23 protein-coding genes and 1 other RNA gene are annotated in these 26,039 nt (G+C 72.1%); 6 read left to right on the top strand and 18 right to left on the bottom strand.

Features of this window, described 5'->3' with window-relative positions:
• Window positions 1-37: 37 nt before the first annotated feature.
• The gene (locus IF67_RS0117965; protein WP_037839526.1) at window positions 38-679 is read right to left on the bottom strand and encodes a CGNR zinc finger domain-containing protein; all 642 of its coding nucleotides are present in this window, start codon (window positions 677-679) and stop codon (window positions 38-40) included.
• Between the two features lie 228 nt (window positions 680-907).
• Between IF67_RS0117965 and IF67_RS0117960 the strand changes: the two genes are divergently transcribed.
• Entirely contained in the window at window positions 908-1,684 is a 777-nt protein-coding gene (locus IF67_RS0117960; RefSeq protein WP_030986818.1) for a class I SAM-dependent methyltransferase, read from the top strand.
• Window positions 1,685-1,826: 142 nt separating this feature from the next.
• Here the strand turns inward: IF67_RS0117960 and IF67_RS0117955 are convergent, their stop codons facing one another.
• The 3 genes from IF67_RS0117955 to IF67_RS0117945 form a co-directional block, all read right to left on the bottom strand.
• Window positions 1,827-3,017 carry a uroporphyrinogen-III synthase gene (locus IF67_RS0117955; protein WP_030986817.1) on the bottom strand — a complete coding sequence of 397 codons (1,191 nt, stop codon included), beginning with the start codon at window positions 3,015-3,017 and terminating at the stop codon, window positions 1,827-1,829.
• A gap of 271 nt (window positions 3,018-3,288) precedes the next feature.
• Window positions 3,289-4,779: a nitrate/nitrite transporter gene (locus IF67_RS0117950; RefSeq protein WP_030986815.1), complete on the bottom strand. Its 1,491-nt coding sequence runs from the start codon at window positions 4,777-4,779 to the stop codon at window positions 3,289-3,291.
• A gap of 140 nt (window positions 4,780-4,919) precedes the next feature.
• Window positions 4,920-5,324 (bottom strand): ATP-binding protein, encoded by a 405-nt coding sequence (locus IF67_RS0117945; RefSeq protein ID WP_030986814.1) that lies wholly within the window; start codon window positions 5,322-5,324, stop codon window positions 4,920-4,922.
• A gap of 111 nt (window positions 5,325-5,435) precedes the next feature.
• Between IF67_RS0117945 and IF67_RS0117940 the strand changes: the two genes are divergently transcribed.
• Together IF67_RS0117940 and IF67_RS0117935 are read left to right on the top strand one after the other, a co-directional pair.
• On the top strand, window positions 5,436-6,263 hold the full coding sequence (locus IF67_RS0117940; protein WP_234341177.1) for a helix-turn-helix domain-containing protein: 828 nt from the start codon (window positions 5,436-5,438) through the stop codon (window positions 6,261-6,263).
• Entirely contained in the window at window positions 6,260-6,520 is a 261-nt protein-coding gene (locus IF67_RS0117935; protein ID WP_030986810.1) for a DUF397 domain-containing protein, read from the top strand. Before IF67_RS0117940 ends, IF67_RS0117935 begins: the two co-directional genes overlap by 4 nt.
• A 6-nt stretch (window positions 6,521-6,526) precedes the next feature.
• On the opposite strand, the gene IF67_RS0117930 is transcribed toward IF67_RS0117935, so the two are convergent.
• Window positions 6,527-7,066, bottom strand: a complete 540-nt coding sequence (locus tag IF67_RS0117930; RefSeq protein WP_030986809.1) for a DUF4232 domain-containing protein — start codon at window positions 7,064-7,066, stop codon at window positions 6,527-6,529.
• A 113-nt stretch (window positions 7,067-7,179) separates the two neighbouring features.
• Window positions 7,180-8,154, bottom strand: a complete 975-nt coding sequence (locus tag IF67_RS0117925) for a LysR family transcriptional regulator (protein WP_030986807.1) — start codon at window positions 8,152-8,154, stop codon at window positions 7,180-7,182.
• 140 nt (window positions 8,155-8,294) lie between these two features.
• Here IF67_RS0117925 and IF67_RS0117920 point away from each other — a divergent pair, with 140 nt between their 5' ends.
• Window positions 8,295-9,602: an MFS transporter gene (locus IF67_RS0117920; protein WP_030986806.1), complete on the top strand. Its 1,308-nt coding sequence runs from the start codon at window positions 8,295-8,297 to the stop codon at window positions 9,600-9,602.
• Here IF67_RS0117920 and IF67_RS0117915 read toward each other — a convergent pair.
• The 8 genes from IF67_RS0117915 to ftsE all read right to left on the bottom strand — a co-directional run bounded on the left by IF67_RS0117915 (window position 9,595) and on the right by ftsE (window position 15,742).
• Complete coding sequence (locus tag IF67_RS0117915; RefSeq protein WP_030986804.1) at window positions 9,595-10,278, bottom strand: hypothetical protein; 684 nt, start codon at window positions 10,276-10,278, stop codon at window positions 9,595-9,597. The genes IF67_RS0117920 and IF67_RS0117915 overlap by 8 nt on opposite strands.
• Window positions 10,275-11,231, bottom strand: coding sequence for a WXG100 family type VII secretion target (locus IF67_RS0117910; protein ID WP_030986802.1), 957 nt, complete (start codon window positions 11,229-11,231; stop codon window positions 10,275-10,277). Before IF67_RS0117910 ends, IF67_RS0117915 begins: the two co-directional genes overlap by 4 nt.
• The gene (locus tag IF67_RS0117905; protein WP_030986800.1) at window positions 11,231-11,542 is read right to left on the bottom strand and encodes a hypothetical protein; all 312 of its coding nucleotides are present in this window, start codon (window positions 11,540-11,542) and stop codon (window positions 11,231-11,233) included. Before IF67_RS0117905 ends, IF67_RS0117910 begins: the two co-directional genes overlap by 1 nt.
• A 263-nt stretch (window positions 11,543-11,805) precedes the next feature.
• Window positions 11,806-12,175: a transfer-messenger RNA gene (gene ssrA / locus IF67_RS40800) on the bottom strand.
• A gap of 125 nt (window positions 12,176-12,300) precedes the next feature.
• Window positions 12,301-12,798: an SsrA-binding protein SmpB gene (gene smpB / locus IF67_RS0117900; RefSeq protein WP_030986799.1), complete on the bottom strand. Its 498-nt coding sequence runs from the start codon at window positions 12,796-12,798 to the stop codon at window positions 12,301-12,303.
• 18 nt (window positions 12,799-12,816) lie between these two features.
• On the bottom strand, window positions 12,817-14,037 hold the full coding sequence (locus IF67_RS0117895) for a S41 family peptidase (protein WP_030986797.1): 1,221 nt from the start codon (window positions 14,035-14,037) through the stop codon (window positions 12,817-12,819).
• 68 nt (window positions 14,038-14,105) lie between these two features.
• A complete protein-coding gene (gene ftsX, locus IF67_RS0117890) occupies window positions 14,106-15,020 on the bottom strand; it encodes a permease-like cell division protein FtsX (protein WP_030986795.1) in 915 nt (304 codons plus the stop codon).
• Between the two features lie 32 nt (window positions 15,021-15,052).
• Window positions 15,053-15,742, bottom strand: a complete 690-nt coding sequence (gene ftsE / locus IF67_RS0117885) for a cell division ATP-binding protein FtsE (RefSeq protein ID WP_030986793.1) — start codon at window positions 15,740-15,742, stop codon at window positions 15,053-15,055.
• A gap of 249 nt (window positions 15,743-15,991) precedes the next feature.
• Here ftsE and IF67_RS0117880 point away from each other — a divergent pair, with 249 nt between their 5' ends.
• Window positions 15,992-16,186 carry a hypothetical protein gene (locus IF67_RS0117880; RefSeq protein WP_030986791.1) on the top strand — a complete coding sequence of 65 codons (195 nt, stop codon included), beginning with the start codon at window positions 15,992-15,994 and terminating at the stop codon, window positions 16,184-16,186.
• Window positions 16,187-16,299: 113 nt separating this feature from the next.
• On the opposite strand, the gene IF67_RS0117875 is transcribed toward IF67_RS0117880, so the two are convergent.
• From IF67_RS0117875 to IF67_RS0117860, 4 genes are all read right to left on the bottom strand, one after another.
• On the bottom strand, window positions 16,300-17,130 hold the full coding sequence (locus tag IF67_RS0117875; protein ID WP_030986789.1) for an LPXTG cell wall anchor domain-containing protein: 831 nt from the start codon (window positions 17,128-17,130) through the stop codon (window positions 16,300-16,302).
• Between the two features lie 322 nt (window positions 17,131-17,452).
• Window positions 17,453-18,559 carry a peptide chain release factor 2 gene (gene prfB / locus IF67_RS0117870; RefSeq protein WP_030986787.1) on the bottom strand — a complete coding sequence of 369 codons (1,107 nt, stop codon included), beginning with the start codon at window positions 18,557-18,559 and terminating at the stop codon, window positions 17,453-17,455.
• Window positions 18,560-18,728: 169 nt separating this feature from the next.
• Complete coding sequence (locus IF67_RS0117865) at window positions 18,729-20,000, bottom strand: serine/threonine-protein kinase (RefSeq protein ID WP_030986786.1); 1,272 nt, start codon at window positions 19,998-20,000, stop codon at window positions 18,729-18,731.
• A 348-nt stretch (window positions 20,001-20,348) separates the two neighbouring features.
• Window positions 20,349-21,977 carry a serine/threonine-protein kinase gene (locus IF67_RS0117860; RefSeq protein ID WP_030986784.1) on the bottom strand — a complete coding sequence of 543 codons (1,629 nt, stop codon included), beginning with the start codon at window positions 21,975-21,977 and terminating at the stop codon, window positions 20,349-20,351.
• 494 nt (window positions 21,978-22,471) lie between these two features.
• Here IF67_RS0117860 and IF67_RS0117855 point away from each other — a divergent pair, with 494 nt between their 5' ends.
• Window positions 22,472-25,915 carry an FHA domain-containing protein gene (locus IF67_RS0117855; RefSeq protein WP_030986783.1) on the top strand — a complete coding sequence of 1,148 codons (3,444 nt, stop codon included), beginning with the start codon at window positions 22,472-22,474 and terminating at the stop codon, window positions 25,913-25,915.
• Window positions 25,916-26,039: the final 124 nt, after the last annotated feature.

The following is a 26,039-nucleotide window of genomic DNA, read 5'->3' as shown; positions in this document are numbered from 1 at the left end:
CTTGCGGTGAGGAGTACGGACGGGACGGGCGGGTTACTCAGAGTTCGGCAGAATATTTTTCTGCGCCGGGCACGGGGCCCTGACCAGCGCTTCCGTTCTGCGCCCGGCGCACCGTCGTGCGCCTCCGGTGCCGCGCCACCCGCTCCCGGTTGCCGCACACCTCGCTGGAGCACCAGCGGCGGCGCCGGCCGCGTGATGTGTCCAGATACACCAGGGTGCAGTTCTCGCCCTCGCACTGGCGCAGCTGTTCGCGGGCCACCTCGTCGGTCAGCAGCCCGACCGCGTCCCGGGCCACCGCGGCCAGCAGCCCGGCGCAGTCGGGCGGGCCGGGGAGGGCACGGGCCAGGGTGCCGTCGGCGGTGCGTACCGCGCGCGGGGCGGGCGGCTGCCCGGACGCGGCCGCGGAGTTGAGCAGCGCCAGATCGGCATCGGACGCCGCGCCCCGCAGCTCGTCGTGCACCAGGCGGCGCACCAGCTCCCGCAGGGCGCGGAAGCGGCCGACCCAGGCGGCGTCGAGGCCGTCCAGCGGGGTGCCGCGCGGCACCAGCCCCGCCCCGACCAGCCAGGCCCGCAACTGGTCGGGGCCGGTGAGCCGTTCGGCGGGGGCGCCGCCGGTCGTGGCCGCCAGGTCCAGGCAGCTCCGCCCACAGTCGAACCGCAGGTCGCAAGGCGTCGCCATGTGCCTGTCACTCCTTAGGGACCAAACGTGTGTGCTCCCAGAGTGCCCGGCGCGCGGGCCCGCCGGAACCCTCCGGAAGCGGTCACTCCATGCATGCACCGCACGTAGACACCGTGAGTAGACGCTCTACGTATACATCTCATGTATAGTCCGCGGCGCGGCGGTCGGCGGGCCCCCGGCCCGCCACATGCCGTAGCGCTCCCCCGCCCCTCCAGGACGAAGGTCTCCATGTCGCGCAAGTCCCTGCTCGCGAACCGCGCCAGCCTGACCCACAAGATCGGGTACGCAGTCCGTCATCCGGCCCGGATCACCCCGTACGTCAAGCGCACCGCCCGCGACACCTGGCTCCGCCTCAAGCACCCCGACCACGTCGCGTACTACCGGGCGGTGATGGCCTCCGACGCCGGCCGCAACCCGGAGGCCGCGGTCGGCAGCCGCAGCCACGACCGCTGGCTGGCGCTGGGCGAGATGCAGTTCGACTACCTGGCCGGGCACGGCCTGGAGCCCGGCCACCGGATGCTCGACATCGGCTGCGGCAATCTGCGCGCGGGCTGGCGCTTCATCGCCCATCTGGACACCGGCAACTACTACGGCATCGACATCTCGCCGGACATCCTGATCTCCGCGAAGCAGACCCTGACGACCTACGAACTCCAGGACAAACTGCCGCACTTGACCCTCACGCAGGACCTGAAGCTGGACTTCCTGCCGTCCGCCCACTTCGACGTCGTCCACGCGCACAGCGTCTTCTCGCACTCACCGATCGGCGTCATCGACGAGTGCCTGGCCCATGTCGGCCGGATCCTGGCCCCCGGCGGCTTCTTCGACTTCACCTTCGACCGCACCGAGGGCGCCGAACACCAGGTACTGCGCGAGGACTTCTACTACCGGACCGAGACCCTGCTGCGGCTGGCCCGTGAGCACGGACTTCAGGCGCGCTTCATGGAGGACTGGGAGAAGCGGCCGCACGGCCAGTCCAAGATCCGTGTGAACAACCCGGAGTAGGGTCGGGCCCGAGGAATCATGGCCGAAAGTAGCCGTCCCCGGCCCGACGGAACAGCCCCGGGCCCGGCCCTCGCGAGGCCCGCTGCTCCCTACCGCACTTTGCCCGCGTCCGCTGCTCCCCGCCGTACTTGCCCGCGTCCGCCTACTCCCCGCCGTACTTGTCCGTGTCCGCATGCGGGTCGAGCGACAGCCGGTAGCCGCGCTTGACGACCGTCTGGATCAGCTTGGGCGCGCCCAGCGCCCCCCGCAGCCGGGCCATCGCGGTCTCCACCGCATGTTCGTCCGTGCCCGACCCCGGCAGCGCGCGCAGCAGCTCCGCGCGCGAGACCACCCAGCCGGGGCGGCGCGCCAGCGCACGCAGCAGCGCCATCCCGGCCGGCGGCACCGGCCGCAGCGCCCCGTCCACCACGACGGCGTGCCCGCGGATCTCCACCTGCCGCCCCGCCACCGGCAACGTCCGCACCCGGCCCGGGAGTTCACGACACAGCAGCTGCACCAGCGGCCCCAGCCGGAAGCGCTCCGGCTGGAGCGTGGGGATGTCCTCCGCCTGGAGCGGCAGCGCGGTCACCGGCCCCACGCACACCGACAGCACCTCCTGTCGCAGCGCCGCCAGCACCTCCTCGCGGATGCCTCGCTCCCCCGCCCGGCGCAGCAGCGACGCGGCGGCCGGCGCGCTGGTGAACGTCACCGCGTCCAGGGCGCGCGACACCACCGCGTCCAGCAGCCGGTCGACCGGCCCGATGTCCTCCGGCGGCATCCACCGGTACACGGGGACGCCGACCACCTCCGCACCACCGGCCCGCAGCGCCTCGACGAACCCCGGCAGCGGCTCCCCGTGCAGCTGTAGGGCCACCCGGCGCCCGGAGACGCCCTCCGCCAGCAGCCGGTCCAGTACCTCGGCCATCGACTCGGAGGCCGGTGACCACTTCTCGGTCAGCCCGGCGGCCCGGATCGCGCCGCGCACCTTGGGCCCGCGCGCCAGCAGCTCCACCCCGGCCAGCCGGTCCAGCAGCGCCTCGCCCAGGCCCCAGCCCTCCGCGGCCTCGATCCAGCCGCGGAAGCCGATGGCGGTGGTGGCCACGACGACATCGGGCACCTGGTCGATCAGGCCCCGGGTCACGTCGAGCAGCTCGGTGTCGTCCGGCAGCGGGACGATGCGCAGCGCGGGCGCATGCATCACCTGCGCGCCGCGCCGCTCCAGCAGGGCGCCCAGCTCCTCCGCCCGCCGGGCCGCGGTCACCCCGACGGTGAACCCGTCCAGCGGCCGGACGGCCGGTTCCGCCTCCGGCGCCGTCCGCTCCTGCTCGCTGTGCTCCTGCTGCTGATCGTGCATGGTCGTCCCGCTCCGCCCAGAGTGGTGTTGCCTCGTGCTCCCGTACCGCCGCGGCTCCGGCGGCACCGAGTACCAGGGTGTCAAGGTGCCAAGGTGTCAAGGGCACGTGACGGTCCCGGTCCTCCAGTATTTCCCCGCGGTTACGGCGGCCGCCTGCCCACCCGTACGACGCCCCGTGCCCCGGCCGGTGCACGGGCACGGCACGGCCAGGGGCGGAGACAGCGGGAGGGGCGCGGCGCCCGATACGACGGCCCCGCGCCCCTCCCGCCGCTCACACCTCCGCGTACACCGCCGGCCGCTCCCCGTCCACAGCCACCGCATCCGCCCCGTCCGCCCCGTCCGCCGCCTGCGCCGCACGCCGCCCACGCACCGCGGGACGCAGGTACACGCCCCAGGTCACCGCCCCGCACACCACGTAGCAGGCCAGGAACGACACAAACGCCGGGGTGCCCGATCCGGCCACCATGAACGACTGCCGGAACGCCAGATTGATGCCCAGCCCGCCGAGCGCACCCACCGCACCGATCAGCCCCATCGCCGCCCCCGACAGCCGCCGTCCGTATACCGCGGCCGCCTCTCCCTCCAGCCCGCGCCGCAGCGCCTGGGCCTGGAAGATCCCCGGGATCATCTTGTACGTGGAGCCGTTGCCGAGCCCCGTCAGCACGAACAGCGCGATGAACCCGACGAGGAACACGGGCAACGAGCGCACCGTCGAGGCGTAGATGACGACCCCGGTGGCCAGGCCCATCGCCACGAAGTTCCCCAGGGTGATCCGGGCGCCGCCGAACCGGTCCGCCAGCCGCCCGCCGACCGGCCGGATCAGCGACCCCAGCAGCGGCCCGATGAACGTCAGCGACGCGGCCTGGAGCGGCGTGCGCGCGAACTGGTTCTGGAGCACCAGCCCGAAGGCGAAGCTGTAGCCGATGAACGACCCGAACGTGCCGATGTACAGCAGCGACATCACCCAGGTGTGCGGCTCCCGCGCGGCGTCGAGGGCCGCCCCGGTGTCGTTCGTCACCGGCGCCAGGTTGTCCATGAACAGCGCCGCGAGCACCGCCGCGAGGACGATCAGCGGCACATAGACGGCCAGCACGATCCGCGGATGCGCGGCCCCCGCCGTCCCGATCACCAGCAGCCCCAGCAGCTGGATCACCGGCACGCCGATGTTCCCCCCACCGGCGTTCATCCCCAGCGCCCACCCCTTCTTCCGCAGCGGATAGAAGGAGTTGATGTTGGTCATCGACGAGGCGAAGTTCCCGCCGCCGACCCCCGCCAGCGCCGCGACCAGCAGGAACGTGGTGTACGACGTGCCCGGCTCCATGACCACGGCCGCCACCGCGACCGGCACCAGCAGCATCGCCGCGCTGATCACCGTCCAGTTGCGCCCGCCGAACCGCGCCACCGCGAAGGTGTACGGCACCCGCAGCACCCCGCCCACCAGCGTCGGCATCGCCACCAGGAAGAACTTCCCGGCCGGATCGATCCCGTACTCGGGCCCCATGAACAGCACCATCACCGACCACAGGCTCCAGATGGAGAACCCGATGTGCTCGGAGACCACGGAGAACGCGAGGTTCCGCCGCGCGACCCGCTCCCCCGTCTCCCGCCAGAAGCCTTCGTCCTCCGGATCCCAGTGCTCGATCCACCGCCCGCCCCGCCTCGCGCGGCCCTCGGTACGGCCGTCGCTACGGCCGTCGGCAGGGGTGTCGGCAGGGGTGTCGTCGGGGTTCTCGCTACGGGTATCTGCTGCCGCGGCCGTCATCGCGCCTCCAGGGTTCAGGTCCTGCTCCCTGACGCTAGGGACGACGGGTTTCCGTACCGTGCCGCCCGGTGACGGGGACGCAACCTTGCACTCACGCGACGGGGCGGTGGCCGGTGAGGGCGGGCGGGGCGAGCACCTCGTCACAGGGCGAACTCGCACCAGACGATCTTGCCGGGCATCCGCTCCCCCACGCCCCACTTGTCCGCCAGCGCCTCCACCAGCAGCAGCCCGCGCCCGCCCTCGTCCACCGGCCCGCCGCCCGTCCGCACCCGCGGCCACCCGTCCCCGCTGTCGTGCACCTCCAGCCTCAGCACCCCGCCCGCCGGCGGCCACACGTACAGCTGGAACCCGCGCCCCGGCGGGACCCCGTGACGCAGCGCGTTCGTCGCCAGCTCGCTCACACACAGCAACACCGCCTCCGCCCGCTCCCCGGCGCCCCACTCCACCAGCGCCGCCCGCACGAATTCCCGCGCGAGCGGCACCGACCGCCGCTCCCGCCGGTAGAACCGCTCGCGTGGAAAGGGAAGTTGAGTCTCTGCGTTCATGCGACGACGGTCGCAGTGAGTAACTAAGCTGCACAGTGGGTGAACCCGTACACGTGGTGAGTACGGGCGCACGCACGGTCACCGGCACCGAAGTACGGGGAGTGCAACGCCATGCAGCCGCGAACCAAGCCCAAGAACCGACACTCCGCAGCCATGGAAGTCATCGGCGCCCAATTAGCGCTGTTCCGCATCAACGCCGGCCTCACCCAGCGCAGCCTCGGAGAGCGCACCACCGCGTCCGAGGAGACCATCGCCTCCATCGAACAGGGCAGGCGCGCCCTGATGCCGCATCTGGCGACCGAGTTCGACCAGCTCCTGAACACGGGCGGGGCACTGGCGGCGGGAGTGGCCAAGCTGCCGCCGAAGGAGAAGTACCCGATCTGGGCGGAGGAGTTCATCGCCTATGAGCGGGTGGCTGTCGCCCTGTCGTCGTACGAGAACCAAGTACTCCCCGGATTGCTCCAAACCGGGAAGTACGCCCGCGCGACATTCCGCAACGACCTACCAGCCCTGAGCAAAGAGACGATCGAGCAGCGTGTCGAGGCCCGGCTCGAACGCCAAGAAATCCTGCATCGCGCCGTACCCGTCATCGCCAGCTTCATCATCTCGGAGGCCGTCCTCAAGGATCACCTCGACAGCCATGACGTCATGCGGGAGCAGCTGCGGCATCTGCGCGCATGTGCCGATCTACCCGGAGTAGCAATCCAGGTCATGCCGTTCGGCAACACCAGCCATGCCGGTCTCTCCGGGCCCTTCGTGCTGCTGGAGACCCCCGACCACCAGCACTTCGCATACTCCGAGACGCAGCTCGGCAGCCACCTCATCTCCGACCCGGACAAGGTCAGCAGTCTCACCCAGAAATATGGAATGCTGCGAATGCAGGCCCTCAACGCCGAAGAGACCATGGGCCTTCTGGACCGGCTGCTAGGAGAGCAATGACCGACCTGACGTGGTTCAAGTCCAGCTACAGCAGCGAGCAAGGCGGCGCCTGTCTCGAAGTCGCCTACGACTGGCGCAAGTCCAGCCACAGCAGCGAACAAGGCGGCAACTGCGTAGAGGTCGCCGCCCACCCCACCACCATCCACGTCCGCGACTCCAAGGACCCCCGGGGCCCGCACCTCGACTTCTCGCCGGGTGCCTGGGCCTCGTTCACCTCGTACGCCGCACGTAGCGCTGCCGCCGCAACGGCTCCGTAGCCGGGGCTACTCGGCCGCCTCCCGCGGCGGGTCCATCCATATCCGGTCCGCGCAGAGGGTCATCCGCAGGCGCTTGCCCGCCTCGTCCCGTGCCACGACCGCCTGCCGGCGGGGGTAGTCGCGGGGCGCGGACACCACGGCGGTGTCGTTGCTGACCATCCCGGCGCTCGGCGGTGTGCCCTTGGGGCAGTCCTTGTAGCGCAGAGGCGCCAGGACCGTACCGCCGCGCGGCAGGTCTATCGGCAGGGTCTTGCCATGCCCGACGGCATCGGACTCGGGCCCCTTGCCGACGTGGATCTCGAAGGCCGGGAAGCCGCGGAACACACAGGGGCCCGCGCCCGTGTTGGCGATGGACAGCCGCGCCTCGCGATGCACCGTGCGCGGCTTCTTCTTCAGGACGGTGAGCTTCCAGCGCAGGCCCTTGGTCGTGCAGTTGGCGTGCAGTGCCGTCATCCGCGACGTACCGCAGCCCGTCACGGCCAGGCCCGCCGTCACGGTCAAGGTCAGCGCGGCCGCCCCCACCGCGAGAAGTGAACGCCGTCGCACGGCTCCCCCTGTTCGTTGCGCACCGATTTCCCTGCCGTTAAGGAAAGTTTTTGCGCGCCCGGGGTTGCCTCTGCGACCACATCTTCTGCCGAACGCCGCACACGCCGGGCCCCTCACCCCCGTATGCCCATCACTCGCGCATCCCCCTCCGGGAGCCACCAGGCGCTCCCGGGCAGCGCCAACCAGGCCTGCTTCCCGGCCAGTTCCCGGGCGGCCGCCCGCAACGCGTCCAGCCCCGGATGCCGCAGACCCCTTCGCCACACCATCGAGACCGGCGAGAGCGGTACGGGATCGACGAGCGGCCGCAGCACCATCCCCGGCACCTCGATGAACTCCACGCTCGCCAGCACCGACCACCCCCTCTTGCGCACCACCCGGACGAACTCCTGCGAGCCCTCGATCTCCGGGAACGGCTCGGCCGTCGCGATGCCGCGGCCCGCGAAGAGCCGCTCGGCCAGGTCCGTCCACTCCGCGGTCCGCGGGTTTCCGGCGGCCGCGTAGAACGTCTCGCCGGCCAGTTCGGCGAGGGCGACGGCGGGCCGTGCGGCCAGCGGATGGTCCTCGCGCAGCAGGACCGCCATCGGCTCCAGCCGGACCGGCTGATGTTCCAGCCCGGCCAGCACACCGGGCGGCAGCGCCGCGATCCGGCCGAAGGAGACATCGAGCCGCCCGGCCGCGACCTCGGCCGCCGCACCCGTCAGCCCGCTGTGGAAGCGGGCGACCAGCTCACAGCTGTCCGGCACCCGCTCCCTGGCCGCCTCCAGCACCCCGTGGGCGGTGCCGATCGGGACCCCCACATCGACCAGCAGCGGCCGCTCGGGGGCGGCCCGGAACGCGGCGGCCAGCTCGTCGTGCGCCGCCAACACCCGCCGTGCGAGCGGCAGTAGCCGCGCCCCGTCCGCCGTCAGCGCCACCTGGCGGGTGGTCCGTACGAACAGTGCGGCATCCAGCTCCCGCTCCAGGCGCCGGATGTCGCGGCTCAGCGCCTGCTGCGCGACGTAGAGGCGGGCGGCGGCCCGGGTGAAGTGCAGTTCCTCGGCGACGGCGAGGAAGGCACGGAGCAGACGCGGATCGGTGTCGGACGGCATCGGGTCATCCTGGCAGCAGCGCTTCCTGCCGATGCATGCCGATACCTGCCGAGGGCCGACGCGCATTGCCAACGCAGGTGCGTGAATGGGCGCTGACCAGGTGTTGGACGTACGGAAGGAGCGGCAGCGACCGTAGAGGCATGATCCTCTTCCTCGCCGCCCGGCCGGTCACGGCCCCGCCCGTACGCCCAGCCCCGCCCGTACGCCCGGCCCCGCGGCGTGCCCGCTTCCGTCCCCTCGCGCCCTACCGCCGGATCTTCACCGTCCCCGGCACCCGATCCTTCACGGCCGCCAACCTGCTGGCGCGGCTGCCCATGGGGATGCTCAGCGTCAGCGCGGTGCTGATGATCGCCGGGTCGCGTGGCTCCTACGCGCTGGCCGGGGCGGTCACCGCGACCGGGCTGGCGGCAACGGCGCTGGTCGGGCCGTGGACCGCCCGGATGGTCGACCGCCACGGCCAGGCCCGTATCGCCGTCCCGGCCACCGCGCTCGCCGTCCTCGGCTCGCTCTCGCTCCTCCTGTGCGTCCGCCACGGCGCGCCCGACTGGACCCTCTTCGCCTCCTACGCCGCCACCGCCCCCACCCCGAACACCGGCGGGATGTCCCGCGCCCGCTGGGCGCACCTCTTCCGCGACGACCCGGCCGCCCGGCACACCGCCAACTCCTTCGAACAGGCCGCGGACGAGCTGTGCTTCATGCTCGGACCGGTGCTCGCCACGCTGCTGTGCACCACCCTCTTCCCGGAGGCGGGTACGGCGGTGGCCGCGGCACTGCTGCTGACCGGGGTGCTGCTCTTCGCGGCCCAGCACCGCACCGAACCCCCCGTGGCACCGGTACCGGCCACCGGCCGGCCCCGCTCCCCCCTGCGCCTGCCGGAACTGCCGCCGCTCCTGGTCACGTTCCTCGCCACCGGCGCGGTCTTCGGCTCCCTGGAGGTCGTGACGATCGCCTTCGCCGACAGGCACGGCATACGGACCGCCGCGGGCGGCCTGCTCGCCCTCCAGGCAGCGGGCTCCTGCGCGGCCGGGCTGCTCTACGGCCTGCTGCGGCCGGCGGGCCATGCCGCCCACCGCTTCCTCGGCTGCACCGCGGCGATGGCGGCCCTGATGCTGCTCCCGCTGCTCGCGGCCGCGACGGGGAGCCTCGCGGCACTGGCCGTCGCGCTCCTCCTGGCCGGTATGGCGACCGCGCCGACCATGGTCACCGGCATGGGACTCGTCCAGTCGCTGACGCCGCCCGGTCAGCTCAACGAGGGCATGACGCTCGCCGTGACCGCGCTGCTGGGCGGTATCGCGGCCGGATCGGCGAGCGGCGGGTGGGCGGTCGACCACCTGGCCGGGGCGGGCGCCGCCTACGGGGTTCCCGCGGCGGCGGCCGCCCTCGCACTGGCCGTCACCCTGCTCACGGCACGCCGTCGCCCGAACCGTCCGGCGGCGCCCGTCAGCTGATCGGGTCCGTGTACCGCAACTGCCGGGGGAAGGTCGCAACGACCGGGCCGTACCCCCCGACCGTGAACGCGAACGTCACCCAGGAACCGTCCACGAAGCCGACCTCGTGCGTGCCGTGCCGCACGTCGGTACGGTTCCGCACCCAGGCGACCTGCCGCCGCTCCACCCACCAGGCGTACTCCACCGCCTCCGCACCGGCCATCGGCTCCCGCCGGTTGCCGGCCAGCCGCACCCGCACCACATGGAGATGCTGGTCGGTCACCAGCAGCACCGACAGATACCGGAACGAACAGCGGGGCCGCAGCACCGCCGCCAGCTGCCCGGCCAGACTCTCCCAGCCGCCCGACAGCTGAGGGGTGTCGGGGTGGTGGCGGTCGTCCCACCGGTCCACCACGGCGTTGACGGGGTTGAGGCGGTGCAGTCCCCATTCGGCCCGCCCCATGCCGTCGACGAGCCGGTCACCGGTGGTGCGCTGCACCGAGAACGCCTGCTGCCGGAGCTGCCGGGGCGGCTCGGGGAGCTGTTCGCCCGCCTCGACCGGATGGCCGGCGACGACCCGTTCCCCGGGCGGCAGCACGGCCGCCGCCCGCTCCTTGGCCGCACGGGCCAGTGCATGCCGGTCCGCGGGCACCAAGGCGGACTTGAGCCCCGACCACAGCTCGTCGGCGAATTTCACCCGAAGGCCTCCCGCACCGACTGCTTGGCCTGCGCCGGTGACTCGTCCATGCGCTCGTCGAAGCTCTTCGGCTCCGGGCGCGTCCGATATTCCACTGTCTCCTCCGCGAGCGCCGGGCCGTTCTCGATCATGGCACCCGTCAGGGCACCACCGGGATCGACCCCGAGGACGCCCTTGGCGATCTTCTTGCCCTGCTTCCAGGCGAGGAACTGGGCGACATCCGTACCCGACGGCCGGTTGCCGTGCAGCAGGTCGCCGGCGATCCGCCGCCGTGCGCCCTTCCACTCCTTGATCTTCGCGCGGTCCAGCCCGCGCAGATACCGGCGGAGCCGGGAGAGCTTCGCCAGCGCCTGCGTCCGCTTGGCGATATCGGCGAGCTTGTCGGCGAGCTTGGCAGCGATCCGGGTGGCCTTCGCGGCCCGGTACGCGACGTTCGCCGCACCCGCCATCGGCCCGATCGCCGCTGCCGCACCGGCCGTCAGCAGCGAGAGGATCGCCGTGGTGGCGGCGGTGACCATCAGCGCCTCGACGATCTCCACGAGGAGTTCGCTCATGGCCTGCTCGGCCATGGCACAGGCCGCGGCGGCCATCTCCAGCAGCTCGGCGACGGTGTCCATGTCGTCGGCCTCACCGAGCAGGGCCTGCTCGAAGTCCGTCATGGTCTTGTCGAACCCCTCGGCGGCGTCGCCCTGCCACGCGTGCCGCACGGCCTTGCGCTCCGCCACCAGGTCCTCGACCACACCACGCAGATCGCGCGCCGCGCTCCGCCACTCCTGGGCGGTCTCCTCCAGCAGCTCGCTGTCGCCGGTGACCCAGTCGAACCAGTCGTCGGCGCCGCACTGCTTCAGGACGCCCTTGATGATCTCGTCGAGGGTCGCGGCGAGCGGATTGCTCCAGTCCAGGGTGTAGTTGATCCGGTCGAGCGCGCTCGACGCGGCCTGTCCCGCCCCCATCAGGCACCGCCGCCGAAGCTGTTCGCGGTGTCCTCTTCGTTGGCGTCGTAATTGTCCGCGGAGCCACGGACCGCATCGGCGATGGACCGCAGCATCTCTCCGGCCCCTTCGAGGTCCGTGCCCGACTGGTCCTTCTGATCGATGTAGTCGGCCCTCAGACTGTTCGCCTCGGGCAGCTGCCCGAACACTCCGTCCGACAGATCCAGCCCGGCCGTCCGCTTGCGGATCTTGTCGATCCGGTCCGCCGCGCTCTCCGCCGCACTGGCATAGCGACGCAGCGCATCGCCCTCGACATCGGTGCCCTGACCCATTGCTCCCCCGTTGCTCCCCCATTGCCATCACTTTGCCTGGCAATGACACACCTGGAGTCAAGGATTCGTCAAACACCCCTGGGGCATTCACCCACCGCTCGGCCCGAAGCTCGCATATCGGCCTGAATTCCCTATCGGGTGGAAATCCGCAGAAAAACTCGCACCCCGAAGGGAACACGGTGCCCGGCGCCCGGAACCGGCGCCCGAAACGGCCCAGGCCCCGCCGTCCTGTCGGACAGCGGGGCCTGGGCCTCACATGGGAATTGTGGAGATGGCGGGAATCGAACCCGCGTCCAACGGTGCAGAAACAGGGCTTCTCCGAGTGCAGTTCGCTGCGATTTTCTCGGCCCCGGAGATCACGCGAACAAGTCTCCGACGGGCTCAGTCACTGTTTGATTTCCTTCTAAACCCCGTGACCGGGTCTAGAAGTTTAGTTCCCTAGTCGATGCCAGGATCCGGGTCGGGAACAGCCCCGGGCTGACACTTCGCAAGTCGCTACTTAGGCAGCGAGGGCGAAGGAATCGCGCTTGGTGTTGGCGATTATTGGTTGCGACATATGGTTTACGAGATCATTGCCGCTTCCTCGACTCGCTTCCCCTGCTTCGACATCCGCTGTCGAAACCGATCATCCCCATGTTGATTTATCAAGGTGGTGCCCGCACCCCTCATGGGGTGATGGAGCCATCGTACGTGAACAACGGCTGCCGTTGCCAGCGTATTCCCTGCGGGCCGGCCGGGACCGGTCCCATCGGGGCAGATCAGCCCCGCTGCCGCCGCCGGACGGCCGAGATCGCCCGGTCCGTCTCGCGGCGGTCCTGCTGCTCGCGGAGCGTCTGCCGCTTGTCGTACTCCTTCTTGCCCTTGGCCAGAGCGATCTCGACCTTGGCCCGGCCGTCCTTGAAATAGAGGGCCAGCGGCACGATCGTGTGCCCCGACTCCTGGCTCTTGGCCTCCAGCTTGTCGATCTCCACGCGGTGCATCAGCAGCTTCCGCTTGCGTCGCGCGCTGTGGTTCGTCCAGGTGCCCTGGGCGTATTCGGGGATATGTACGTTGTGCAGCCAGGCCTCGCCCCGGTCGATCTGGATGAAACCGTCCACCAGCGACGCCCGGCCCTGCCGCAGCGACTTCACCTCGGTGCCGGTCAGCACCAGGCCACACTCATAGGTGTCCAGAATGAGGTAGTCGTGCCGCGCCTTCTTGTGCTGCGCGACGAGCTTGCGCCCGGGTTCCTTGTCCTTGCCCTTGTCCTTAGCCATAGTGCGGCCATTTTCGCACTACGCCCCGCCCCCGATGCCACTCAATACTGTGCGGGCCCGTTCCTCCGCTCCGCTGCCGACGATCACGTCGGGCGTCAGGCCCTTGTCGTCGACGGTCCGGCCGGACGGGGTGCGGTAGTGGCCGACGGTCAGCTCGGCGACCGAACCGTCCGGCAGCGTGCTCGGCATCTGCACCGAGCCCTTGCCGAAGGTCCTGGAACCCACCACGAGCGCCCGGCCGCGGTCCTGGAGGGCGCCGGAGAGCAGCTCGGCGGCGCTCATCGTGCCCCCGTCGACGAGGACGACCAGCGGGAGGCGGGTGTTGCCGCCGCGCCGGGCGTACAGGGCACGCTGGCTGCCGCGTACGTCGTACGTCGCGACCAGGCCGCCGTCCAGGAAGGCCGAGGCGGCTTTCACGGCCTCGGTGACCAGGCCGCCGGTGTTGCCGCGCAGATCGAGCAGCAGGCCGCCGTGCGGGGAGGCGCGGCGCACCGCCCGGCGGACCGCGGCGCCGGTGCCCTGGCTGAACGCGGAGATCTTGACGCGGGTCGGGCCGTGCGCACCGGCCGGCCGGTCGATGACGACGTTCCGGGATCTCAGACGGGTGCGGTGCAGGGTGACCGTCCAGCGGTGGGCGCCGCGCTGGAGGTCCAGCGTCACGGGCGTACCGGCAGCGGCGGCGGGCCCACGGGAGCCGCCGGAGGGGGCACCGCGCAGCCGGCCGACGACCTCGGTGACCGGTGCGCCCCGGGACGGGCGGCCGTCGACGGCGCGCAGCCGGTCGCCCGTGGTGATGCCGGCGCGTGCGGCGGGGCCACCGGGCTGGACCCGGGAGACCTCTATGCGGCCGTGGGCCGCCTGCCGCACCCAGAGCCCGACGCCGACATAGGAGCCGTCCAACTGCGCCTGGAAATCCTTGAACTCGCCCGGTGAATAGATCGTCGACCAGCGGTCGCCGCTGCGGCTGACGACGTCGGCGGCGGCCTGCGCTCCGGACTTGCCGTCCTCGACGGCCTGGGCGGCGGCCCGTTCGACGGCCGCGCGGTCCGCCGTGGCGGACCGGGGTGCGTGCGCTCCGGAGGCCGTACGGTCCGGGGCGGTCCGCTCCACCGCGCCCTCTGCTTCGTCGCTCCAGGTGCCGGTTGCCGCGCCGGTGGCGAGCACACTCGCGAGGAACAACGTCAGGGCCGCCCCGCGGCGAATGCGGCGGGGCCGGTCGTACGAACACGGGCCCGACATGGCGGTGAGTCTAGGGGACAAAAGGGCGCCGTACGGCAAGTTGACCGTACGGCGCCCCTTGGCAAAGCTCACACCTTGAGGTACTTGCGCAACGCGAAGAACGCGGCGAGCGAGGGCATCAGCAGCCCGATCAGGAGGACCAGCGGGAGGACCGCCGCCACCGAGTCCCAGCCGATGAAGTTGATCACCTGGATCTTCTTCGACAGCCAGTTGTTGATGAGGACGTACTTGCCGCCGACGATCAGCACACAGGCGAAAGCGGCGCCCAGCAGCCCCGCGATGGCGGCCTCCAGGATGAACGGCATCTGGATGTAGAAGCTGGACGCTCCCACCAGCCGCATGATCCCGGTCTCCCGCCGCCGGCTGAACGCCGACACCCGCACGGTGTTGACGATCAGCATCAGCGCAACGACCAGCATCAGCGCCATCACGAATATCGCCGCGATGTTCATGCCGTTGAGGAGGTTGAACAGCGGCTCGACCGTGTCCCGTTGGTCCTGTACCTCCTGGACCCCGGGCCGTTCGGAGAACGCCGACTTGATGACGGCGTACTTCGTCGGGTCCTTGAGCTTGACGCGGAAGGACTCCGGAAGCTGGTCGGGCGTCACCAGCCCGGCAACGGGCGTGTCGCCGAACTGCTCCTTGTAGTGCTTGTACGCCTGGTCGCTGGACTCGTACGTCACCGGCTTCTGCACGATCGGCAGCCGGTCGAGCTCGGCCTTGATGTCGTTCTTCTGCTGCTGGGTGGCCGCGCCCTTGGCGCAGTTGGCTCCGGAGTCGGCGTCGTTCTTGTTGCAGAAGAAGATCGAGACGTTGACCTTGTCGTACCAGTAGCCCTTCATCGTGCTGACCTGGTCGCGCATCAGCAGCGAGGCGCCGAACAGGCCCAGCGAGAGGGCCACGGAGACGATGACGGCGAAAGTCATCGTGAGGTTTCGGCGGAGACCGACGCCGATCTCCGACAGGACGAACTGGGCGCGCATGGCGTCCTTTCAGTGCTGGGGGCCGTACACGCTTAGTGCTGGTAGCCGTACACGCCGCGCGACTGGTCGCGTACGAGCCGGCCCTTCTCGAGTTCCATGACCCGCTTGCGCATCTGGTCGACGATCTGCTGGTCGTGGGTGGCCATGACCACCGTCGTACCGGTCCGGTTGATCCGGTCCAGCAGCTTCATGATGCCGACCGAGGTCTGCGGGTCGAGGTTGCCGGTGGGCTCGTCCGCGATGAGCAGCATCGGGCGGTTGACGAAGGCCCGGGCGATGGCGACACGCTGCTGCTCACCACCGGAGAGTTCACCCGGCATACGGTCCTCTTTGCCGCCGAGGCCGACGAGTTCTAGGACCTCGGGAACCGTCTTGCGGATCTGGCCACGCGGCTTGCCGATCACCTCGAGGGCGAAGGCGACGTTCTCCCCCACGGTCTTGCTGGGGAGCAGCCGGAAGTCCTGGAAGACCGTGCCCACCTGGCGCCGCATCTGCGGGACCTTCCAGTTGGAGAGCTTCCCGAGGTCCTTGCCGAGTACGTGCACATGGCCATGGCTGGTGCGCTCCTCGCGCAGCAGCAGCCTCAGGAAGGTGGACTTACCGGATCCCGAGGAGCCCACCAGGAAGACGAACTCGCCGCGCTCGATCTCGAGCGAGACGTCCCTGAGTGCAGGGCGGTTCTGCTTCGGGTAGGTCTTGGAGACGTTGTCGAATCGGATCACTGATGCACCACGGTCGACCTGGATAGGGGCACGGTTGCCGAGTTGCGGCTCCCGTCGGTGTGCGTGACCATACGCGAACCTCGCGGGGCGGCGCAGTCGCCGTAGGGGGTTGGTGCGTTTATTCACGGCACCTACGGGACAAAAGGCGCACAATCTCGCGGGGCGCGCCGTTCCGGCGATGTGCTGGCACAGTGGAAGAGGGAACCAACGCGCCTTCCGGTGCGTTGGCGCAGTGGAGAAGGAGGTCGCATGACGTACGACCGACTGGTGTGCGCCAACTGCGCGGCCCCTGTGACCGAGGGCCGCTGCCCCGTGTGCCGGGCCAGCAGAGAACGACTTCAACAGCAAGCGGGCGGCATATTCGCCCAGCTCAGCCCTGCCATGCTGGTGGCGCTGATGATCGTGTTGATCGCGGTGGGCATACTCCTCCACCAGGCTTCCTGACACCCGCCGGCACCCGTACGAGGCTTCCCGGCGACAGAGAGCACGCGAACGGCCGAGGGGCCCGGGACGCAAGCGCGTCCCGGGCCCCTCCAGCCAGCTGTACCGCGTCAGCGTCAGGCCGCTGCGGCGCCGCCGCCGTTCTTGTTGATCAGACGGGGCAGCATACGGAAGCCGACACCGCCCGCGATCATCGTCGCAGCGCCGATGAGCAGGAAGGTGGTACCGGTGGAACCGGTCTCCGCCAGCTCGCCGCCCTTGGCCTGCTGCTTCGCCTGGCCGGGCGTGTCAGCGATCTGCTCCTTGCCCTGACCGGGCTGCTCGATCGGCTTGGAGCCCTCGTTGTCGGTGCCGGTACCGGTGGAGTCGCCGCCGGTGGCGTTGCCACCGGTGCTGTGACCGCCGGTCTGGCCGCCGGTGGTCTCGTCGCCACCGGTCGTGCTGCCGGACTGGCCACCGGTGGTCTCGTCACCGCCCGTGGTGCTGCCGGACTGGCCACCGGTGGTCTCGTCGCCACCGGTCGTGCTGCCGGACTGGCCACCAGTGGTCTCGTCACCGCCCGTGGTGCTGCCGGACTGGCCACCGGTGGTCTCGTCGCCACCGGTCGTGCTGCCGGACTGACCGCCGGTGCTGTCGTCACCGCCGATCTCGCCACCGGTGCTGTCGTCACCGCCGATCTCGCCGCCGGTGCTGTCGTCGCCGCCGATCTCGCCGCCGGTGGTGGTGTCACCGCCGGTGGAGGAGTCACCACCGGTGGAGGAGTCACCGCCGGAGTCACCACCCCCGATGATCCCGCCGATGATGCCGCCGATGATGCCGCCGTCCTGGCTCGGGCCTTCACCCGGGCTGGCCGCGGAAGCAGCTCCGGCGGCCGTGAGCGACGCACCGGCCGCAATCACTGCGCCGGCCGCAATGCGCGCTACGCGCAGCCGCGTCTTCTTCGTCATGTACTGCTACCCCCAGTAGCTGAACTCGTCATTGGAGCACCGCTGTACGGGGCGACGAGCCGATGTCGGGGTTCACGAGCTTCGGCCCCGCACTGCGGGCAGGCCGCTCAATTCCCCGTTCTTACACGCGCCCCAGACATACGCATGCCGCGCCCAGCCTTCCCAGTTCGGCCAACATCGTCAAGGTCGATTAAAGGCCGGATGCCCGAATTGCCAAGCGGTGGGCGGTACATGGACATACGACTGTGACCAAACCGCCACAGCAAAAACAACTGCCTCCCCGAAGGAGGCAGTTGTTTCACGTACGGAAGAGGCGGATCCGCTACTTCTCCTGCTGCTTGCGCCAGCGGATTCCGGCCTCCAGGAAGCCGTCGATGTCGCCGTCCAGCACACCGGTGGGGTTGCCGACCTCGAACTCGGTCCGCAGGTCCTTGACCATCTGGTACGGGTGCAGGACGTACGAACGCATCTGGTTGCCCCAGGAATTGCCGCCGTCGCCCTTGAGCGCGTCCATCTTGGCCTGCTCCTCCTGGCGGCGGCGCTCGAGGAGCTTGGCCTGGAGGACGTTCATCGCGGACGCCTTGTTCTGGATCTGCGAGCGCTCGTTCTGGCAGGAGACGACGATGCCGGTCGGGAGGTGCGTCAGCCGGACCGCGGAGTCGGTGGTGTTGACGCCCTGCCCGCCGGGGCCCGAGGAGCGGTACACATCGATCCGCAGATCGGACTCGTCGATCTCGATGTGGTCGGTCTTCTCGACGACCGGGAGCACCTCGACACCGGCGAACGACGTCTGGCGGCGGCCCTGGTTGTCGAACGGCGAGATGCGCACCAGGCGGTGCGTGCCCTGCTCGACGGAGAGCGTGCCGTAGGCGTACGGGACCTGGACGGCGAAGGTGGTCGACTTGATGCCGGCCTCTTCCGCGTACGAGGTCTCGTAGAGCTCGGTCTTGTAGCCGTGCCGCTCGGCCCAGCGCAGATACATGCGCTGGAGCTTCTCGGCGAAGTCGGCGGCGTCCACGCCACCGGCCTCGGCACGGATGTTGACGAGGGCCTCACGGGAGTCGTACTCGCCGGACAGGAGGGTGCGGACCTCCAGCTCGTCGACCGCCTTGCGGACGGCGGTGAGCTCGTCCTCGGCCTCGGCCCTGGCGTCCTCGTCGCCCTCGGCCTCGGCGAGCTCGAAGAGCACCTCGAGGTCGTCGACCCGGCCACGCAGGTCCTCGGCCTTGCGCAGCTGGCCCTGGAGGTAGGACAGGCGACTGGTGATCTTCTGCGCACTCTCGGGGTCGTCCCACAGGGACGGCGCCGCGGCCTGCTCCTCGAGCACGGCGACATCGGCCCTCATCTTGTCGAGGTCCAGGACGGCCTCGATCGACCCCATGGTCGAGGAGAGGGACTTCAGCTCTTCGGATACATCGACGACTGCCACGCACCCAGCCTAACGGCTACCACCGTCAGCGTGACCCGGCCCCGGCAGGTCGGACCTGCCCGGAACCGTGGGCGGCGGGCCCCCGGCAGGACGTACGCGACGCCGCGTGCCGGGCACCGCCCCGGGCCGGCGGGCCGTTTCCGGGCCCGGCCGGCGCGCGGGCGGGCCGTCACGGAGTGCCGGGTTCCGGCTGGTGGACGCCCGGTGTGGCGTCGCCCGCCGTATCGTCGCCGGAGGCCAGCCAGCCGCCCAGGCCGGCCGCCAGGGCCACCGCGGCGGCGGCCGCGCCGAGCTTGATCCGGCGGCGGCGCACGGCATCCGGCGACGAGCGGTGCCGGGCCGAGCCCGCCCGGCGCTCACCGGCGGCGCGCGGGGCACGGGCGGTGCCGTGCGCGCCGCCCGCCAGCTCGTCCGGGCCGGGCACCCGCATGCTCGTGTGCGTCTCCCGGTTGGAGTCGGGGACCGCGCCCTGGACGAGCGGGACCGCGCCGCGCGGCGGGGTGGCCTCCCCCGGGGGCGCCGACGGGTAGTAGGGCTCCTCGCGGGAACCGGCGGCGGCCTCCTGCTCGTCCTCCGGCTGCTCGCTGTCGGGCTCGTCGATGTCCAGCGGCGGCATACCGGCCAGGCCGGGCAGCATCTCGCGCAGCCGGGCGGCGAGCTCCGGGGCACGCAGCCGGGAGGCCGGTGCCTTGGCCAGGCACTGCAACAGCAGCTGCCACAGCTCGTCGGGGATGCCGGGCAGCGGCGCCACACTCTCGGTCACATGGCGGCGCAGCACCGCCCCGGGGTGCCCGCCGCCGAACGGCGTGAACCCGGCGAGCAGCTCGTACAGGACGGTCGCCAGCGCATAGACGTCCACGGAGGCGCGCGGCGGCAGCCCCTCGATGATCTCCGGGGCGAGGTAGTCGGGGGTGCCGATGACCTTGGTGGCCCTGGTCCGGCGCGGGGAGTCGACGAGCCGGGCGATGCCGAAGTCGGTGAGCAGGGCGGGGTGCGCACCGCCGGGGCCGAGCGGTCCCTGCATGTTCAGCAGGACGTTCTCGGGCTTGACGTCGCGGTGGACGATCCGGGCGGCGTGCGCCGCGGCGAGCCCGTCGGCGACATCGGCGGCGATCGCGACGGCGGCCTCCGGGGCGAGCCGGCGTTCGCGCTCCAGGCGCGTGCGCAGATCGGTGCCCCGTACGAGGTCCATGACCAGCGCCAGGTCGTTGCCGTCGACGACGAGATCACGGACGCCGACGACTTGGGGGTGGTCCAGGCTCAGCAGTGCCGCCCGCTCCTGCACGAAGCGGCCGACGAGTTCCTGGTCGGATGCGAGATCCTCACGCAACAGCTTGATGGCCACGGCCCCTTCGGGGCCCTCGCCCAGCCATACCGTGCCGGCACTGCCGCGCCCCAGGATCTGGTGGGCGGTGTACCGGCTGCCGATCTTCCGTGCCAAGACTGCTCCGACGTGTCGGGCCCCCGAGCGTCCTGCGGGGGCTGAGGTTGGCGTCAAAGCTACGCGGGTGCCAGGGGGTTCAGTGCCCCGGAACGTGGCAACCTTCACTTCTGTGAGCGAAATTGACCGTCAGAAGTCGACAAATCCACTGGGTTGCTTCCCGGGGCTGTCCGACGGGTCGCCGCAGGGAGGCCCCGGGCGCCACGGCGCATCGCCGCGTCGACGCCTCGGGACCGGACGGACGGCACCGGCCCGCCCGGCCTGAAAAGGCGGAGCGGGCCCGGCGACGATCCGCCGGACCCGCTCCCCCACGCCCACGGACTGCACCGAGCCCGCCGGCGGCCGGCGTCAGCCGCCGAGTTTCTGCACGAAGCGCTGCACGCTTTCGAAAACGTGCCCGACCTGGGAGAAGAAGCCGCGCGTCGTGCCGATCCACTCCTGGAGCGGCGTCAGCTCCCAGACCAGCCAGGCCGCCACGAACAGCAGGATCAGCGTGACCAGGCAGCCCTTGAGGCAGCCGAGACCCGGGATCTTCATGGGGTTGGCACTGCGCTGACGGGGCTCACGCCGGGGCCGGGGCTCCGGGGCGGGCGGCCGCTGCGGTTCGTAGCGCTGCGGCGGCGGCTCCTGGCGGCGCTGGGGGGCCTGCGGCTGCTGCTGGGCGTACGGCGCCGGAGCGGGCTGCTGGCGGTACTGCGGCTGCTGCGGGCGCTGCGGCGGCTGCTGCTGGGGAGCGGCCTGGCGCTGCGGGCGGCGGCGCAGCGGGTCCTGGCCGGGGTCCAGGTACTGCACCTGGGTCTGTTCGTTGCGGTCGCGGGCGGCCCGCATCTGGGACTCCCACGGATGCGGGCCGTCGGGCCCCTGCGGTCCGCCCATGGACATCGGCGGCATGGCCCGGGTGGGGTCGCCGCCCTGCCCGCCGGGTCCGCCCGTGGACGGCAGCACGCTGGTCGCCGCTCCCGGGTCGTACGAACCGGCGCCGGACGGGAGCACCTGGGTGGGGTCGGCGTCGCCTCCGCCGGGCCGGCTGCCCTCGCCCGTTCCGGGGACGGGGGCGGGCGCGGGGTCGGGGGCGAGCAGCGCGGCGACGCCGAGCGCGGCCTCGGCAGCGGCCGGGGTGGCGTGCACCCCGATGCCGGACGCGACGGTGCGCAGCGCCCTGGCGAGGTTCTCGGCGCTGGGCCGCTCCTCGGGCCGCTTGCGCAGACAGCGCTCGATCACCGTCCACAGCGGCTCGGGGAGCGTGCCGGGACGCTGCGGCTCCTCGCTGAGGTGGCGGTGCAGCACCTCCAGCGCGGTCGCGCCGGCGAACGGCGGACGGCCGGTGACCAGCTCGTACAGCAGGATGCCGGCGCCGTAGATGTCCACGGCGGAGGTCTGCGGACGGCCCTCGGCGGACTCCGGCGCCACATAGGCGGGGGTGCCGACGAATTCGTGGGTGCGGGTCAGGCCCGGGGAGTCGGCGAGACGGGCGATGCCGAAGTCGGTCAGCATCGGGTGCATCTCGCTGCTGCCGTCCGACCCGGCGAGCAGGACGTTGGCGGGCTTGAGGTCGCGGTGCACCACACCGTCGGCATGGCTGGCGGCCAGCGCGTCGGCGATCTGGGCCGTGAGCAGCGCGGCGGCCACCGGGCTGAAGGGGCCGTTGTCGCGCAGATAGCGGTGCAGGTCGGGGCCGTCGACCAGGTCCATGACGAGGGCGAGCAGATCGCCCTCGACGACGAGGTCGCGGGTACGGACGATGTTGGGGTGGGTGAGCCGCAGCAGGACGGAGCGCTCCCGCAGGAAGCGCATCACCACGTCCGCGTCGTGCGCCAGCTCCTCCTTGAGGACCTTGATCGCGACCGTCTCACCGGGCTCTCCTGCCACGGCGGCCTCGGCGCCCGCCGTCTCCCGCTGGCGGGCACGCCAGACGGTGCCCGTGGCACCGCGTCCCAGCGGCTCCTCGAGCAGGTACTTGCTGCCTACCGGCCGCACGTCATGCGCTCCCTGGTCGTGGTGGTTCTCCTGCCCGGCCCGCCGGGTCTGAATGATCGACTCCGCGCGGCCCGTCCGACCCACTGTAGTGCCGTCGTACAAACTTTTCGGTCCGTCGGCCCGCTGGGGGCTTGTGGGGAAGACGCACTTCGGGGACGGATGGTTGCCCGCCGCGCCCGGCCGGTGCCGGACGCCGCCCGCAGCATCCTGCCCGGCACCGTCCCGAGCTGACCACGGGCGTCGAAATCCGGCCGGGCACGGCACGCAAGCAGGCACTTTTTCGCCCTTAGAAGACCAATCAAGATCACTGAATGGCGGTCGGCGGGCGTGTTGTCAGCGGCAGGTGCGAGGATGCACCCAGCACGATGCGGTGGGGGCGGGCGGTCTTTGTCGCGCCGTGCACTTGGGACTCGTACGTGCCGACGTGCCCGGGTGTGGTGGGGGGAGTGAGCGGAGCCCTCGCCGGATCCCGGCAGAAGGGACCGTTGACGGCGATGCAGATCCGGCTGACCGTCCTCGGGCCGCGCAGCGGCCACACCACACGTACCTGCGATGTGCTCGTGACGGCCCCCGCCGGGACCGCCCTGGCGGCGGTGGCGGGCGCACTCGCGGCCTCCGTGGCGGGCTCGGGTGCGGATGTCGGCGGTGCGGGCGGCAGCGGCCCCGTCGCGCTGTATGCCGGGGCCGAGCGGCTCGATCCGCAGCGCGCGGCGATCGGCGAGCCCCCTTTGATCGACGGCGCGGTGCTCTCCCTCCAGAGCCCCGGCCCCGCCCCGGCACACGGCCTGCCGCACGGCTCCGCCCGCCTGCGGGTCATCTCCGGCCCCGACGCCGGCGGAGTGCATCTGCTGCACGGGGGCCAGATCCGCATCGGCCGCTCCGCCGACGCCGACGTCCCCCTCGACGACCCCGATGTCTCCCGGCTGCATTGCGCCGTGACCGTCGAACCGGACGGCTCGGTGTACGTGGCCGATCTGCGCTCCACGAACGGCACCGTCGTGGACGGCACCGACCTCGGCGAACGGCCCGCGCCGCTGCGGCCCGGCGCCCTGCTGCGCATCGGCGAGTCCGCCCTGCGCCTCCAGTCCGCGCCGAGTGCACCGGACCCGGCCCTGCCGACCGCCCCGGACGGCGAGGGGCATCTGCGGATCACCCCCGGGACGGCGGGCCCCGTCCCGGACGCGGGGGCGGCGGGCCGGGCGGAGGAGTACGGAGCGCCGGGCCCGCGGGGTGCCACCGCCGCCGCGGAAGGGGCGTACGCGGGAGCCGGGGCCTACGCCCGGGTGGCCGACGGCGCAGTCTCTCCCGTACCGGACTCCCGTGCCGCACCCGATTCCCGTATCGCACCGGCACCGGGCGCGACGGGACGGCGGGACACCCCCCTGCGCGGCACCCCGGCCCGGTACGACGCACCCGGACAGGGCACCCCGGCCCCGCGCCACGACTCCCCGCGCGGCAGCGCCGGTACGCCCTTCCCGGCCACCCGCACGGGCCATGTCTACGACCGCACGACCGACGGCGGCGCCCCGGCGGACGGCTTCGGGCCCGGTGTCCGCGAGCGCACCGACGGCTTTCCGGCCGGTGCGCAGGAGCGGACGCACGGCGGGCAGCAGCCGTTGGCGCCGTCCGACGAGGCGCCCCGTAAGGGTGGGCGGCGGGGCGGCATCGGCGCCTGGGCACGGCGGCTGGCCGGCGGCCGGCCCGCCGTGGCGGGGCCGGAGGACACCTACGCACCGGAGTACGCACCGGCCGACGCCCCCGCGGCAGCCTTCGCCGCCGCCCCCGAGGACGCCCAGGCGCCCGAAGCGCGCTCCGGGCCCGCCGCCGACGAACGATGGCCGGACGCCGCCGCGGTCCTGCTCACCGCGCTGGGCCCGGGACCCCGCCTGTGGGAGCGCGGCCCGGACCATCCCGACGCACTGACCGTCCGGCTGGGGACGGCCGCCCGCGGCGGCGGCCGGACCGCCGTGCCGGTGACCGTCGACCTGCGCCGGGCGGGCTCCCTGGGCCTCGCCGGGCCGCGTGCGCGGCTGGCCGGGCTGGCCCGCAGCGCCCTCGCCCAGCTCGCGGCCCTGCACTCCCCCGGCACCCTCGACCTCGTGCTGATCAGCGCGGACCGGGCGCGGCCCGCCGAGGAGCGGGTGGCGGACTGGTCCTGGCTCGGCTGGCTGCCGCAGGTCCGCCCGGCCCACGGCCAGGACTGCCGGCTGTTGCTCGCGTACGACAAGGAACAGGCCCTGGCCCGTACGTCCGAGCTGGTGCGCCGGCTCGACGACGGCCCACTGGGCCACGGCTGGGCCAACGCCGACCGGGCGGAGATCGCCTCCGCCGCCGCCCGCCACCAGGGCCCGTACACCCTCGTGGTCGTGGACGGCGACCCCGGCAGCTCCGCGCTGCGCGAGACCACCGCCCGGCTCGCCGCGGGCGGCCCGGCGGCCGGTATCCATCTCCTGTGCCTGGCCGAGACCCCGGCCGCCTCCCCCGCCTTCCCGCTGGCCGCGACGTACGAGGCGGCCCGGGAGGCGTCGCCCGCCTTCGGTGAGTGCGGGGCGGTCGCGGTGCTCAGCGGCGATGTCGCCACGGCACTGCGCGTGGTCCAGCCGGGCTCCGGGCCCAACGGCACGGTCGCGGCGGTGGACGCGGTCTCCGGCGCCTGGGCCGAGCGGTTCGCGCGGGCGCTGGCGCCGCTGCGCGAGACCGATGCGGCGGCCCTGGCCGGTGGCCGGGCGGCGCCCCGTGCCGCCGTCCCGCTGCCCGATTCGGCGCGGCTGCTGGACGAGTTGGGGCTGGCCCGCGCCACCCCGGCGTCCCTGATGGCCCGTTGGGCCGCCGCGCTGGACACCGACCGGCCCGGCGCCGCCGCGGTGCTCGGTGCCGGACCGCACGGACCGCTGTGCGCCGATCTCGCCGGTGACGGTTCGCATCTCGTCCTGGAGGGCGCGGCGGCCACCGGCAAGACCGAGCTACTGCGTTCGATGGCCGCCTCGCTGGCCGCTGCCGACCGCCCGGATCTGCTGTCGCTGGTACTGGTGGACGGCGGCGGCAGCGAGCGCGGCGAAGGGCTGCGGGTCTGCACGGACCTGCCGCATGTCACGACGTATCTCGCCGCCTCGGACCCGGTCCGGATGCGGGAGTTCGCCCAGGCGCTGTCCTCCGAGCTGAAGCGGCGGGCGGAAATACTGGCCGGCACCCCGTTCGCCGAGTGGCGCAGCAAGCATCTGCCGGCGCCGCGGGTCATCGCGCCGCGGCGTTCGACCGAAGGCGGCGGTGATTACAGAGAGCAGGAACCAACTACTCTCCGTAATCGTTGCCGAAACAAGGAAGGGGAAAGCGGCCCACCGGCGGACCCCTCGACGACCGGAACACTCCGCCTGCGGGCGCGCAGCGAACCGCCGGCGGCGGACGGCACGGAGACCGCGGTGCCGATGCCGCGGCTGTTCGTCCTGGTCGACGACTTCGACGCCCTGGTGGCCCCCGCACTGGGCAGCACGGGCCGGCCGGCCGCCGGTTCCGTGGTGCGCGCCCTGGAGGCAGTGGCCCGGGACGGGGCGGCGCTCGGGGTCCATCTGATAGCCGCCACCGGCCATCCGGACCGTACGGCGGAGACCGCGACCAGCGAACGGGCCGGTCTGCGGGTCCGGTTGGGCGCCGACGGCGATCCGTCCGAGCCGGTGCCCGCGGGCCGCGGTCGGCTGCACCGCGCGGCGGACGGCTCCTCGACGCCGTTCCAGGCGGGCCGGGTGACCGGCCGGATACCCCGGACGTCCACCCTCCGGCCGACGGTCGTGCCGCTGGAGTGGCAGCGGATGGGCGACCCGCCGGCCCGGCGCCCGCTGCGCGAACTGGGCAACGGCCCGACGGACCTGGCCCTGCTGGCCAGCGCGCTCCAGCGGGCCGCACAGTCCTCGGGCGCCCCCTCCGCCCCGCCCCTCCTGTGAGCCCCGGGCCCCGCCCATAACAGCACCGTCACGAAAGGCCGGTTGACACGGAACGCGGTATTGCGGACCCCGTGGCCAGGGCGTAGGACTGTCGCACACCCACCGCAGAGCACGACGAGGCGCA

This window comes from Streptomyces sp. NRRL S-1813 (assembly GCF_000719605.1).
Taxonomy (GTDB): Bacteria; Actinomycetota; Actinomycetes; order Streptomycetales; family Streptomycetaceae; genus Streptomyces; species Streptomyces decoyicus.
This window is presented reverse-complemented; position numbering and strand designations above follow the sequence as displayed.